Below are 12,125 nucleotides of genomic sequence, written 5' to 3'. Positions count from 1 at the left end.
TGGGTGGGGCGGGCCTCGCGCCGGTCCGCTCCGCCCGGCTCCTCGGTGCCCAGTTCCCCGGCACGGAGCCGACCAACCATCCCGCGGCGGTGCCCGATGCCGGCTGAGTCAACGGGCGCGGTCGGCCTCGTGCTGGCCCGCCCCGCCCGGCTCCTCGGCGTGGAGCCGTTCTTCATGGAGTTCATCGCCGGGATCGAGGAACGGCTCGCCGAGCGCGACCTGTCTGTGCTGCTGCACGTCGTGGCGGACCACGAGGCCGAGATCGCCGCCTACCGCCGGTGGGCGGCCCGCGGTCTCGTCGACGCCGTCGTGGTGGTGAACCCGGTGGCCGGCGACCCGCGCCCGGCCGTGCTCGAGGAGACGGGGCTGCCCGCCGTCGTCGTCGGCGACTCCCACCTTCCCTCGGTCCGCACCGACCACGCGGGCCCGATCGCCGAAGCCCTGGGCCACCTGCTGGAACTGGGCCACCGGCGGATCGCCAGGGTCACCGGGCCCAGCGCGCTGCTGCACACGCGGGCCCGCACGGACGCGCTGCTGGCCGGATGCTCGGAGGCCGGGATCGACCCGGTGATCGTCGAGGGCGACTACTCCGAGGAGGCGGGCGCCAAGCTCACCGCCGCGCTGCTGACCGGGCCGGAGCCGCCCACCGCGATCCTCTACGACAACGACGTGATGGCCGTCGCCGGTCTCGCCGCGGCCGCCGAGCTCGGGATCGAGGTGCCTGCCCGGCTCAGTCTCGTGGCGTGGGACGACTCGACGTTGTGCCGGCTCGCCTCCCCCGCCCTCACGACGATGAGCGTCGACGTGCACGAGTTCGGCGTGTCGGTGGCGGAGTCGGTGCTGGAGCGGATCGCCGGTGGGCCGGTGACGCCGCGCTGGTCGCCGACCGCACGGTACGTGCCGCGCGGGACGACGGCGGCCGCGTCCACTTAGGACGCGGCGCTGCCTGGTCGTCGACGTCCTGCCGCGCAGTTCGAACCGCCGGTTGCGGGCCTTGGCATGATGGCCGGGTGGCCACCGATGCCGATGCCCGGTCGATCGTCCTCCGCCGCTACTGCCAGCACCTCATCGAGCTCGTCCTGCTGTCCGTCGCCGCGGTCCTGAGCCTCGTCCTCGGTGTCCTGCTGTCGTTGCCGCTGCTCGAGCTCGGCTTGACGCCGAAGTTCTTCTCGGTGCTGCCGATGGCCGCGGTCGTCGTGGTGTCGTTGCTCGGGGTCCTGTGGATCGAGATCTGGTACCCGCACCGGCACGGTGGTTCGACGCCGGCGATGCGGTGGCTGGGTCTGCGGATCACCACCCTGCACGGCGGCGAGCCGTCGTTGCGGGACTACTTCGTGCGCTGGTTGCTGATGGCCGTGGACGGGCTGCTGCTGGGGCTGGTCGGCGCCGTGCTGATCGCCGTGACGCCGCGCAACCAGAGGCTCGGGGACATGGTCGCCGGGACGGTGGTCGTCCGGCTCCCCGCACCCGGCCGCCCGGTCACCTGACCAGCCCGCTGCGCCACGCCCAGATCGCGATCTCGGTGCGGTTGCGCGCGCCGAGCTTGCCCTGGACGTTGGTCAGGTGCGACTTCACCGTCGACAGCGAGACGCGCAGGCGGTCGGCGATCTCGGCGTTGGTCCAGCCGCGTGCCACCGCCAGTGCGACGTCGAGCTCGCGGCCGGTCAGCGGAGTGCCGGGCTGCTCGCGCCCGGTGCCACCGGTGAAGTGCGCGAGCAGCCGGACGGTCACGGCGGGCGAGACCATCGCCTCTCCCCTGACCGCGGCGTGCACGGCTTCGACCAGCAGGCGCGGCCGGGCGTCCTTGAGCAGGAACCCGCAGGCCCCGGCGATCAACGCGGCGTAGACGTTCTGGTCGACGTCGTAGGTGGTGACGACCAGCACCCGCAACGGGTCCTCGACCCCCGGTCCGGCCAGCAGCTCGGTCGCCCGCAGGCCGTCGAGCTTCGGCATGCGGATGTCCATCAGCGTCACGTCGGGACGCAGCCGGCGCGCCATCCGCACCGCCGCCTCCCCGTCGGCGGCCTCGCTGATCACCTTGATGCCCGGCTCGGCGTCGAGGACCAGCCGGAAGCCGGTGCGGACGAGGGTCTGGTCGTCGGCGATCAGCACGCGGATGGTCATCAGATGCCCTTCGGCAGGGTGTCGAAGCGGTCCGGTGCGAGCGGCAGGCGCGCGGTGACCCGCCAGCGGTCCTCCCCGCGCCGGCCCGCGGTCAGCTCTCCGCCCAACGCGGCCATCCGTTCCGCCATGCCGATGATGCCGTGCCCGCCCTTCGCCCGCGCGCCCGCGGGCACACCGTCGTTGTCGACCTCCAGCACCAGGTCGCCCTCGTCGGAACGGGCCACGACCCGCACCTCGGTGGCACGCGCGTGGCGGCGCACGTTGGTCAACGCCTCCAGCAACACCCGGTGCAGCGCAACGGAAACCTGCGGTGGCAGCGGAGCTGCGCCGACATCGGCGGCGACGTGCACCGACGCCTCCTCGCCCACCGCCGCGCGCACCACGTCGCCCAGCACGAGGCTCGGCGACGGCGGTGGCTCGTCGCTGCGCAGCACTCCGACCAGTCCCCGCGTCGCGGTCAGGGCCTCGGCCGCCGCGTGCTCGATCTGGTCGTAGACCTCGGCGGGGTCCTGGACCGGTGCCGCCGGGTTCGCGGCCAGCGCCTGCGCCGCGCGGGTCCGCACGACGATGCCGGTGACGTGGTGCGCCACCAGGTCGTGCAGGTCCCGGGCGAGCTGCAGCCGGTCCTCGGTGCGCACGCGCTCCAGCTCGCGGCGGTGCCGGGCGTCGGCGTCGCGCAGGATCAGGCCCAGCGCCACGGCGGCGCCCCACGCCAGCGCGGCGGCCACCGGGTACAACGCCGCCGGGTAGTCCAGGCCGTAGCGCGCGATCGGAGCGAGCACGACGGTGACGCAGGCGGCGATGGCGAGCACCGCCGCACGCGCCGGAGGGAGCCGGCGGCATCCCGCGGCGGCCAGCAACAGCACCGCCAGCACCTCCGTCACCGGCGGCTGCGCGGGAACCCGTTCCACGAGTGCGCCGGCAGCCGTGCTGAGCAGCGAAAGCCCGATGACCGCGCCGGCCAGCACCTCGATGCCGCGGGGAAACCTGCGCCGCAGCACCGCGAGGACCGCCGCGGCCACGCCCACGTACGGCACGACCATGGTGAGCAACGGCCCCAGCACACCCCGCGGACCATCCCCGCCGGCCGCCAGCACCGCGTCTGCCACGGCCGCCGCGACCAGCACGGCGACCTCGGCCACGAACACGCTGCGCCGTGCCGGCGTTCCCCCCGCGGTCATGCGGGCATTCTCCGCTACCCCGCCCGCTTGACGGTCTCGAAGTACGCGTTGGACGCCGGCAGGTAGCTCGCCACCACCGCCAGCGCGGCGACGGCGGCGCCCCCGTACGCGGGAAGGGTCACCGCTCCCTGACCGATGAACAGCGAGCCGATGTGCAGCACCGTGAACACCGTCAGCAGGACCCTGGCCCAGTTGCGTCCCGACCTGAGCTTGAACGCGAGGAACAGCTGCACCAGCGCGATCACCAGCGCGATGCCCGCCACCAGGACCTGGGTGAAGGTGGCGGCGCTCTGCAGTTGCTCTTCGGTCATCGTCGTGCCCGACGACCTCAGCGCGTCCACGATGTCGTCGTGCGTGCCGGCGAGCACGCCGACGGCCGTCACCGCGAAGACGCTCGACACGAGGAACCCCACGAACGCGGCGACGACGGTGCCCGGCGGCGTGGTCCTACCTGTTGCAGTAGTCATGATCACGACGGTAGGAGGGCACTGAAGTGGTTGCAGCACAAGGAGTTCCACCTAGTACTTTCGAACGAGAGCCCGGTTGCGGCGGGGTGAGCGGGCCGCCAGCATGCCGGGTGCTCATCTGGTGGGGGCCACGCGAGTGATGTCGAGGACCGCGTCGATGTGGTTGGTGCTGCGCGGAAAGGCAGTAGCCACAACGGTTCTGGCCGGCCGCGGCCACCGCGATCATCGTGCCGGTCCTGGCGCCGAGCGTGCCGCCGCCCAGCGCGCCGAACTGCATCCACTTTCTGTGAGCGCTAACAGAAGTTGGTCCGATCAGCTTACCTTCGTCGCGGATCGCTAAAGTTAACGCTCACATTGAGCATTGACCCGCCAGCGGAGTCGTGACTACATTCCGTCGCAGGGCCGCCACGGTGCGGTAGCCAGTCCGGACGACCGGGACGTTCGGTCCGTCCGCCTGAAGAGCACCGTTTCGCCGAGCGACGGGAGCACCCCCATGTCTTCATCGTTGAGCCGACGCAGGCTCTTCCACGCCGCCGGCGTGGCCGCCATCGCGACCACGGCGCCGTCGCTGCTGGCGGGCCAGGCGCAGGCGGCAGCGGTGCCTCCCGCCCGCGGCGACGCGGGTGTGTCGACCTTCCCGTTCGACCTGTCCGAGGTCCGGCTGACACCGGGGCGGTGGCTCGAAAACCAAGACAGGACGCTGTCCTACCTGCGGTTCGTCGACGTCGACCGGCTCCTGTACAACTTCCGCGCCAACCACCGGCTGTCCACCGGCGGTGCCGCGCCACTGGGAGGCTGGGAAGCGCCGAACTTCCCGTTCCGCACGCACAGCCAGGGGCACTTCCTCACGGCCTGGGCGCAGGCGTGGGCGGTTCTGGGTGACACGACGTGCCGGGACAGGGCGAACCGCATGGTGGCCGAACTGGCCAGGTGCCAGGCGAACAACGCGTCGGCCGGGTTCACCGCGGGCTACCTCTCGGGCTTCCCGGAGTCGGACTTCGACGCGCTGGAAGCCGGTTCGCCGAGGGCGGTGTCGTACTACTCGCTGCACAAGACGCTCGCCGGGCTGCTGGACGCGTGGCGCCACATCGGCAGCACCCAGGCGCGCGACGTGCTGCTGCGCCTGGCCGGGTGGGTGGACTGGCGCACGTCGCGGCTGTCCTACAGCAGGATGCAGAACGTCCTCGGCACCGAGTTCGGCGGCATGAACGCGGTGCTCGCCGATTTGTACCAGCAGACGGGAGACGCCCGCTGGCTGGCAACGGCCCAGCGGTTCGACCACGCGGCGGTGTTCGACCCGCTGGCCTCCGGCCAGGACCGGCTCAACGGACTGCACGCCAACACCCAGGTACCGAAGTGGATCGGCGCCGCCCGCGAGTACAAGGCGACCGGGACCACCCGGTACCGCGACATCGCCGTCAACGCCTGGAACATCACCGTCGGCGCGCACACCTACGTCATCGGCGGCAACAGCCAGGCAGAGCACTTCCGCGCCCCCAACGCCATCGCGTCCTATCTCAGCACCGACGCGTGCGAGGCGTGCAACACCTACAACATGCTCAAACTGACCCGTGAGCTGTGGCTGACCGATCCGAATCGAGCGGCCTACTTCGACTACTACGAGCGCGCCCTGCTCAACCACCTGATCGGCCAGCAGAACCCGGCGGACCCCCACGGTCACATCTGCTACTTCACCGGGCTCAACCCCGGCCACCGGCGGGGCAACACCGGCCCGGCGTGGGGCGGCGGCAACTGGAGCACGGACTACGGCACGTTCTGGTGCTGCCAGGGAACCGGGCTGGAGACCAACACCAAGCTCGCCGACTCCCTCTACTTCTTCAGCGGCACCACGCTCACGGTGAACCTGTACGCGCCCTCGGTGCTGACGTGGTCGGCGCGCGGCATCACGGTCACCCAGAGCACGACCTACCCCGCCAGTGACACCACGACATTGACGGTCACCGGCAACGCGGGCGGGTCGTGGACGATGCGCTTCCGCATCCCCGCCTGGACCACGGGTGCGACCATCAGCGTCAACGGCGTCACGCAGAACGTCGCCACCACGCCCGGCACCTACGCGTCCGTGACCCGCTCGTGGACGTCCGGCGACGTCGTGGCGTTGCGGCTGCCGATGCGGCTGATCGCCCAGCCCGCCAACGACAACCCCGGTGTCGTCGCGCTGACCTACGGCCCGGCGGTGCTCGCGGGCAACTACGGCAACACCAGCCTGTCGGCGTTGCCCTCGCTGGACGTCGGCTCCGTCACCCGCACCAGCACCTCGTCACTGGCGTTCACCGCGACAGCGAACGGGACGCGGGTGAACCTCGGGCCGTTCCACGGCGCGCACGGCTTCAACTACACCGTCTACTGGCGCACCGGCGGTGCGGCGAGCCACCGGCTCGTCAACGCCGGCACGGGCATGGTGCTGGGCATCCGCGACATGTCCACAGTGGACGGCGGCCTGGCCGTCCAGTGGCACGACAGCGGAACCGCCGACCACGACTGGCAGCTGATCGCCGACGGCTCCGACGTCCGGCTGCGCAACGTCCACAGCGGCAAGGTGCTGGGCGTCGAGAACATGTCCACCGCCGACAACGCCCGCGTCCTGCAGTGGTCCGACAACGGCACCGCTGACCACAAGTGGACGCTCGTCCCGAACGGCGACGGCACCCACAAGATCCGCAACGTCCACAGCGGGAAGCTACTCGGGGTTCTCAACGGCTCCACCAGCGCGGGCGCGCAGATCGTGCAGGACTCCGACAACGGCACCGCGGACAACCGCTGGCGCCTGGTCGCGAACTGACGAGGAGGCCTACGGCGTCACACGGCCGGCGGTTCACATGTTCGCCCGTTCAGGTGGTCAATTCGGACAAATCCCGAACTGTGCTGAATGCTGGTCCGCGTGCGGCGCGCCCACCCCTGCGACCTGTGCGACGACACGGGAACGATGACCTGGCGGCAACCGGTACCCGGCCCGGACGGCGTGTTCACGCTGACCGAGATGAACCACCCGTGCGTCAACGGATGCTCGGGCTGGTACCGGCTCCCCGCCGCGGAGAGCGGCACCGTCGTCGACCCGGCCGCCGCCGACGAGCTGACGGCGGGCAACGTCGCCGCCGCGAACCAGGACCACCGCACCGAATGGTTCCGGCCCGCCCTGCCGCCCGCCGACCCGGCGCACGAATGACCGCCTCTCCCAGATCGCCTCACCGTCCAGCATGAAAGGATCCGGCGCCGACGGGAGACAGCCGTTTCACGGCAGGGGGAACGCTCGTGCGACTGGGGTTGGCCGGCTTCATCGATCCGAAGCTCGCGGTGCACGTCGAGGAGGCGCGGCAAGCGAACGCCGCGAGGGGAACGAGGCGCGGCCCGAGCACCCTCGACGAGTTGCGGGCGATGAGGCCGCCGACGGAGATCACCGGTTCCACGCTCGTCGAAGCCGCCGGCCGGCAGGTGCCCGTCAGGATCCACCTGCCCGCAGGCCGTCCGAACGGCGTCTACCTCCACTTCCACGGCGGCGGCTTCTACCTGGGCACCACGGCGCAGCACGACGACCGCGACCAGCGGCTCGCGGACGCGCTCGGCATCGTCGTCGTGGGCGTCGACTACCGCCTCGCCCCCGAACACCCGTGGCCGGCCGCACCCGACGACGCCGAGACCGCGGCCCGCTGGCTGCTCGAGCAGGCCGAGGACCGCTTCGGTACCGACCGGCTCGTCATCGGCGGGTTCTCGGCGGGAGCCACCCTCGCCATGACGACGCTGCTCAGGCTGCGCACCGACCGGTTCCGCGGCGCCGCGCTGCAGTTCGGCACCTACGACCTGAGCGGCCTGACCCCGGCGGGCCGCCTGATCGCCGACGAGTACTTCATCCAGGCCTACGCGGGGCACGCGCCCGACCGGACCGACCCGGACATCTCCCCGATCTACGGCGACCCGCGCGGCCTGCCACCACTGTTGATCGTCGTCGGCGCCTTGGACGTCCTGCTGGAGGACAACCTCGCCATGGCGGCACGAGCGGCCGCGGTGGGTGAGGTCGACCTCAGGGTCTACCCCGAGTCGCAGCACGGCTTCACCCACCGCGACACCGGAATGGCGGCGGCGGCCAGGCACGACATCGAACGGTGGCTAGCAGGCCGCCTCTAAACCGTGCAACACCCAGGAACAGCCGTCGAAGCACAGATCCAACGGCACTTAGGTAAGGGTGCCCTAGGTACTGACGCCCGACGGGAGCTAACGTAGCCCGTCGTGAGCATGGTCGTGGAGCAACGCGGGCTGGAGTCCGCACCACCCGAGGCGAGTCCGCACCGCCGGCGGCGCCTCGGGCTGGCCGGTCTGGTCGCGGGGCTCGCGGTGGCCGGGGTGCTGTCGCTGGTCATCGGCACGCGGTCGCTCACCCTGGCCGAGGTGTGGCAGGGGCTGTTCGGCGATCCCGGCACCGACCAGCGGCTCACCGAGATCACGCTCATCGTGCACACGCTGCGCATCCCGCGCACGGTGCTCGCGGTCGTGGCGGGCATCGCGCTCGGCGTCGCGGGCGCGCTGATCCAGGGGCACACCCGCAACCCCATCGCGGACACCGGTCTGCTCGGCGTCAACGCCGGGGCGTCGTTCGCCGTGGTGCTCTCGGTCTACCTGTTCGGCCTGCAGAACCCGATCCAGTACATGTGGTTCGCGTTCCTGGGCGCGGCGGCGGCCGGGGTGGTCGTGTTCGGGCTGTCGAGCCTCGGTCGCGGTTCGGGCAACCCGCTCACGCTCGTGCTGGCCGGTCAGGGCGTCACGATCTTCCTCGCCGCGATGACGCACGCCGTCGCGTTGTCCGACAAGCAGTCCCTGGACGTGCTGCGGTTCTGGAACGCGGGCTCCGTGCAGGGCGTCGGGTACGACGTGATCTGGACGGCCGCGGGCTTCATCGTCGTCGGGATCGTGCTGGCGTTGATCAACCTGCCCGCGCTCAACCTGCTCAACCTCGGTGACGACGTCGCGCGCGGCCTCGGGGTGAACATCGTGGCCGGCCGGACCGTCGGCGTCGTGGCCGTCACGCTGCTCGCGGGCGCGGCCACGGCGGCGTGCGGGCCGATCGCGTTCCTCGGTCTGATGGTCGCGCACGTCGCCCGCTGGATGACCGGCCCGGACTACCGCTGGATGGTGCCGTACGCCGGGTTGCTCGGCGCGGTCGTGCTGCTGGTCGGCGACGTCGCGGGCAGGCTCGTCGTGCGGCCGGCCGAACTGCAGGCCGGCATCGTCATCGCCCTCCTCGGCGCCCCGTTCTTCGCGGCGCTGGTCTGGCTCGGGAAGTTCAGGCAGGCATGATCAACGCACCGGAGATGCACCGCGGTGTCCGCGTCGGCGGCTGGTCCTGGGTCTGGCGGCCGTGGATCGTGCTCGTCACGGTCGTGCTGACGGCGCTGACGTTCCTGATCTTCTGCGTGTCGATCTCGGTCGGCGACTTCACCATCGAGCTTCCCGCGGTGATCAGGACGCTCTTCGGGCAGGGCGAGCGCGTCGACGAGTTCGTGATCATGGACCTGCGGATGCCGCGGGCGCTGGTCGGCCTGATCGCCGGCGTCGCGCTCGGGATCTCCGGCGCGCTGACCCAGTCGATCGCCCGCAACGCGCTGGCGAGTCCCGACGTCCTCGGCATCACCGGCGGTGCCAGCGCCACGGCGGTCTTCGTCGTCACGGCGAGCGGCGGCGCGGCGGTCGCCAGCACGATCGGGCTGTCCGCGGCCGCGCTCACCGGAGGGCTGCTGACCGGGTTGCTCGTCTACTTCCTGGCCTGGAAGAAGGGCATCGACGGGTTCCGGCTGATCCTCATCGGCGTCTCCGTCAGCGCGGCGATGCAGGCGATCACGACGTGGCTGCTGGTGCTGGCGGACATCCGTGACGTCGCCCGCGCGCAGTCGTGGCTCGTGGGATCGCTCGACTCGCGGTCGTGGAACGAGGTGTGGACCACGCTGTGGGTCACCCTGGCGCTGATCCTGGTCGTGGTGGTGATCTCCTTCCAGCTGCGGCCGATGCACTTCGGCGACGACGTCGCCGCCGGTCTCGGTGTCCGCTTCGGGGCCGTTCGCGCGGTGCTCCTGCTGTGCGCGGTGCTGCTGGCCGGAATCGCGGTGTCGGCGGCGGGTCCGGTGCCGTTCGTCGCCCTGGTCGCGCCCCAGATCACCATGCGGCTGCTGCGCTCGCCCGTACCGCCGCTGGTCGCGTCCGGGCTCTTCGGCGCGCTGCTGCTGATCGGCTCGGACCTGATCGCCCGGATCATGCTGCCCAACGACCTGCCCGTCGGCATCGTGACCGCGATCATCGGCGGTCCGTTCCTCGTCTACCTCCTGGTGCGCGCGAACGTGAAGCGCGCGGCCTGAGGCAAGCCTGAGTTAAGTAAGGTTGCCCTATGACCGCGTTGCGCAACGATGCTGCCCGACTGGGTGCCGAGGGTGTCACGGTCGGATACGCCGACCGGGTCGTGCTCGACAACCTGGACGTCGCCATCCCGACCGGGGTGATCACTACGGTGATCGGCCCGAACGGGTGCGGCAAGTCGACGCTGCTGCGCACGCTGTCCCGGTTGCTCAAACCGCGCCAGGGCACGGTGCTGCTCGACGGCCATGACATCGCGCGGCTGAAGACCAAGGACGTCGCGAAGCGGATGGGCCTGCTCCCGCAGACCCCGATCGCGCCGGAGGGCCTCACGGTCGCCGACCTGGTCGCGCGCGGCCGGCACCCGCACCAGAGCTGGGTGCGCCAGTGGTCGAGCGACGACGCCGACGTCGTCGCCAGGGCGTTGCACATGACCGGCGTCGCCGATCTCGCGCATCGTCCCATCGACTCGCTCTCGGGTGGCCAGCGGCAGCGGGTGTGGATCTCCATGACGCTCGCCCAGGGCACCGATCTGCTGCTGCTGGACGAGCCGACGACCTACCTCGACCTCGCGCACGCGATCGACGTGATCGACCTCGTCGACGATCTGCACGAGGGCGGCTGCACGATCGTGATGGTCCTGCACGATTTGAACCTGGCCGTTCGTTACAGCGACAACCTGATCGTGATGAAGTCGGGATCGATTGTCGCGCAGGGACATCCGAGCGAGGTCATCACGAGCGAGTTGTTGCTGGACACGTTCGGTCTGCAGGCGAAAGTCATCGGCGACCCGGTCAGCGAACGGCCGTTGATCGTGCCTATCGGCCGGACCCACGTGGTATCGAAGAGTGACCAAGACCTTGGTTAGCCTGCCCTAACTGGGTGATAAGGTTCGCCTGTCCTAATTTCCCCCGCCGCGTGGGCAGCGAAGAACGAGGTGCCGAATGGGCCAGAGAACGACCATGACCTGGAAGCGACTGACAGCTGTGGCCGCGGCCGTGGTGGTCGGTGCCGGTGTCCTCGCCGGGTGCGGTTCCTCCACGCCTGCGACGACCCCTGACGCGAACAGCGCCTCCGGTGGCACGTTCCCGACCAAGGTCGAGCACTTCTTCGGCACGACGGAGATCAAGGAAGCGCCCAAGCGCGTCGTCTCCCTCGGCTACACCGACGACCAGACGCTGCTGGCGCTGGGCGTCGTCCCGGTCGGCATGGTCGACCAGTACCCCAACCCCGAGGGCAAGACCCCGGACATCAACACCCAGTGGGCCTGGGTGAAGGACAAGTGGGGTTCGACCACGCCCGAGGTCATCATGAAGAACGGTGACACGGAGCCGAACTACGAGAAGATCGCCGAGCTGCGCCCCGATCTGATCGTCGCGGTCTACTCCGAGGCCGACCAGGCCTGGTACGACAAGCTCAGCAAGATCGCTCCGACGGTCGGCCGGACCAAGGAGGAGAAGGAGCCGTTCAGCGCCAAGTGGCAGGACAACGCGCTTCAGGTCGCGAAGGCGGTCGGCAAGGGCGACGAGGGCGCGAAGGCCATCAAGGCCATCGACGACAAGATCGCCGAGGCCAAGAAGGCGAACCCCGCGTGGGCGAACGAGACCGCGGCAGTCACCTCCTGGTACAAGGACGCCATCGCGCCGTTCAGCACGACCGACGTGCGCGGCCAGGTCGTCACGGGCATCGGCTTCAAGGGCAACACGAAGATCGACGAGCTCGCGGCGGGCAAGTTCTACGTGACGCTGTCGCCCGAGCGCATCGACGTGATGAACGTCGACCGCATCTTCGTGATCGCGGACGAGGCCGACCAGAAGGCGCTGAAGGACTTCCCGCTCTTCGCGAACCTGCCCGCGGTCAAGGCCGGCAAGGTCCACTGGCTGCTCGACAGCGAGGGTCCCGCCGTCGGTGCCGCGATCTCGCAGGCCACGCTGGCGTCCATGCCCTACGCGGTCGACGAGCTGGTGAAGGCCGCCAAGTCGGCCGGCTGACCCGC

Annotated in this window: 12 protein-coding genes; 9 read left to right on the top strand and 3 right to left on the bottom strand. The window is 70.6% G+C overall.

What is annotated here, in order from left to right; genetic code table 11:
• The first annotated feature begins 96 nt into the window (after nt 1-96).
• A complete protein-coding gene (locus ACRSBM_RS12535) occupies nt 97-933 on the top strand; it encodes a LacI family DNA-binding transcriptional regulator (protein WP_434443114.1) in 837 nt (278 codons plus the stop codon).
• A gap of 77 nt (nt 934-1,010) precedes the next feature.
• Complete coding sequence (locus ACRSBM_RS12530) at nt 1,011-1,487, top strand: RDD family protein (protein ID WP_434443112.1); 477 nt, start codon at nt 1,011-1,013, stop codon at nt 1,485-1,487.
• Here the strand turns inward: ACRSBM_RS12530 and ACRSBM_RS12525 are convergent.
• From ACRSBM_RS12525 to ACRSBM_RS12515, 3 genes are read right to left on the bottom strand one after another with little or no spacing between them, the layout of a single operon-like run.
• On the bottom strand, nt 1,480-2,124 hold the full coding sequence (locus tag ACRSBM_RS12525; RefSeq protein WP_434443110.1) for a response regulator: 645 nt from the start codon (nt 2,122-2,124) through the stop codon (nt 1,480-1,482). The genes ACRSBM_RS12530 and ACRSBM_RS12525 overlap by 8 nt on opposite strands.
• On the bottom strand, nt 2,124-3,305 hold the full coding sequence (locus ACRSBM_RS12520) for a sensor histidine kinase (protein ID WP_434443107.1): 1,182 nt from the start codon (nt 3,303-3,305) through the stop codon (nt 2,124-2,126). Before ACRSBM_RS12520 ends, ACRSBM_RS12525 begins: the two co-directional genes overlap by 1 nt.
• A 14-nt stretch (nt 3,306-3,319) precedes the next feature.
• Nucleotides 3,320-3,772, bottom strand: a complete 453-nt coding sequence (locus tag ACRSBM_RS12515) for a hypothetical protein (RefSeq protein WP_434443105.1) — start codon at nt 3,770-3,772, stop codon at nt 3,320-3,322.
• Nucleotides 3,773-4,265: 493 nt separating this feature from the next.
• Between ACRSBM_RS12515 and ACRSBM_RS12510 the strand changes: the two genes are divergently transcribed.
• The 7 genes from ACRSBM_RS12510 to ACRSBM_RS12480 all read left to right on the top strand — a co-directional run bounded on the left by ACRSBM_RS12510 (nt 4,266) and on the right by ACRSBM_RS12480 (nt 12,120).
• Nucleotides 4,266-6,575 (top strand): beta-L-arabinofuranosidase domain-containing protein, encoded by a 2,310-nt coding sequence (locus ACRSBM_RS12510; RefSeq protein WP_434443103.1) that lies wholly within the window; start codon nt 4,266-4,268, stop codon nt 6,573-6,575.
• A 99-nt stretch (nt 6,576-6,674) separates the two neighbouring features.
• Nucleotides 6,675-6,959 (top strand): hypothetical protein, encoded by a 285-nt coding sequence (locus ACRSBM_RS12505; protein WP_434443101.1) that lies wholly within the window; start codon nt 6,675-6,677, stop codon nt 6,957-6,959.
• 86 nt (nt 6,960-7,045) lie between these two features.
• Entirely contained in the window at nt 7,046-7,915 is an 870-nt protein-coding gene (locus ACRSBM_RS12500) for an alpha/beta hydrolase (RefSeq protein ID WP_434443099.1), read from the top strand.
• A gap of 108 nt (nt 7,916-8,023) precedes the next feature.
• Nucleotides 8,024-9,082, top strand: coding sequence for a FecCD family ABC transporter permease (locus tag ACRSBM_RS12495; RefSeq protein ID WP_434453061.1), 1,059 nt, complete (start codon nt 8,024-8,026; stop codon nt 9,080-9,082).
• A complete protein-coding gene (locus ACRSBM_RS12490; RefSeq protein WP_434443097.1) occupies nt 9,079-10,134 on the top strand; it encodes a FecCD family ABC transporter permease in 1,056 nt (351 codons plus the stop codon). The genes ACRSBM_RS12495 and ACRSBM_RS12490 overlap by 4 nt, the downstream gene beginning before the upstream one ends.
• 29 nt (nt 10,135-10,163) lie before the next feature.
• Nucleotides 10,164-10,997: an ABC transporter ATP-binding protein gene (locus tag ACRSBM_RS12485; RefSeq protein WP_434443095.1), complete on the top strand. Its 834-nt coding sequence runs from the start codon at nt 10,164-10,166 to the stop codon at nt 10,995-10,997.
• 94 nt (nt 10,998-11,091) lie between these two features.
• Nucleotides 11,092-12,120, top strand: coding sequence for an iron-siderophore ABC transporter substrate-binding protein (locus ACRSBM_RS12480; RefSeq protein ID WP_434443093.1), 1,029 nt, complete (start codon nt 11,092-11,094; stop codon nt 12,118-12,120).
• Nucleotides 12,121-12,125 lie beyond the last annotated feature (5 nt).

The organism is Lentzea xerophila (assembly GCF_051094245.1).
GTDB lineage: Bacteria > Actinomycetota > Actinomycetes > Mycobacteriales > Pseudonocardiaceae > Lentzea > Lentzea xerophila.
The sequence above is the reverse complement of the archived record's forward strand: the minus strand, read 5'-3'. Positions and strand labels throughout refer to the sequence as shown.

What these genes read in the sequence shown, in the direction of transcription:
- ACRSBM_RS12535 (WP_434443114.1), top strand. Translation starts at nt 97, where the DNA reads ATGCCGGCTGAGTCAACGGGCGCGGTCGGCCTCGTGCTGGCCCGCCCC.
- ACRSBM_RS12525 (WP_434443110.1), bottom strand. Translation starts at nt 2,124, where the DNA reads ATGACCATCCGCGTGCTGATCGCCGACGACCAGACCCTCGTCCGCACC.
- ACRSBM_RS12520 (WP_434443107.1), bottom strand. Translation starts at nt 3,305, where the DNA reads ATGACCGCGGGGGGAACGCCGGCACGGCGCAGCGTGTTCGTGGCCGAG.
- ACRSBM_RS12515 (WP_434443105.1), bottom strand. Translation starts at nt 3,772, where the DNA reads ATGACTACTGCAACAGGTAGGACCACGCCGCCGGGCACCGTCGTCGCC.
- ACRSBM_RS12510 (WP_434443103.1), top strand. Translation starts at nt 4,266, where the DNA reads ATGTCTTCATCGTTGAGCCGACGCAGGCTCTTCCACGCCGCCGGCGTG.
- ACRSBM_RS12495 (WP_434453061.1), top strand. Translation starts at nt 8,024, where the DNA reads ATGGTCGTGGAGCAACGCGGGCTGGAGTCCGCACCACCCGAGGCGAGT.
- ACRSBM_RS12490 (WP_434443097.1), top strand. Translation starts at nt 9,079, where the DNA reads ATGATCAACGCACCGGAGATGCACCGCGGTGTCCGCGTCGGCGGCTGG.
- ACRSBM_RS12485 (WP_434443095.1), top strand. Translation starts at nt 10,164, where the DNA reads ATGACCGCGTTGCGCAACGATGCTGCCCGACTGGGTGCCGAGGGTGTC.
- ACRSBM_RS12480 (WP_434443093.1), top strand. Translation starts at nt 11,092, where the DNA reads ATGACCTGGAAGCGACTGACAGCTGTGGCCGCGGCCGTGGTGGTCGGT.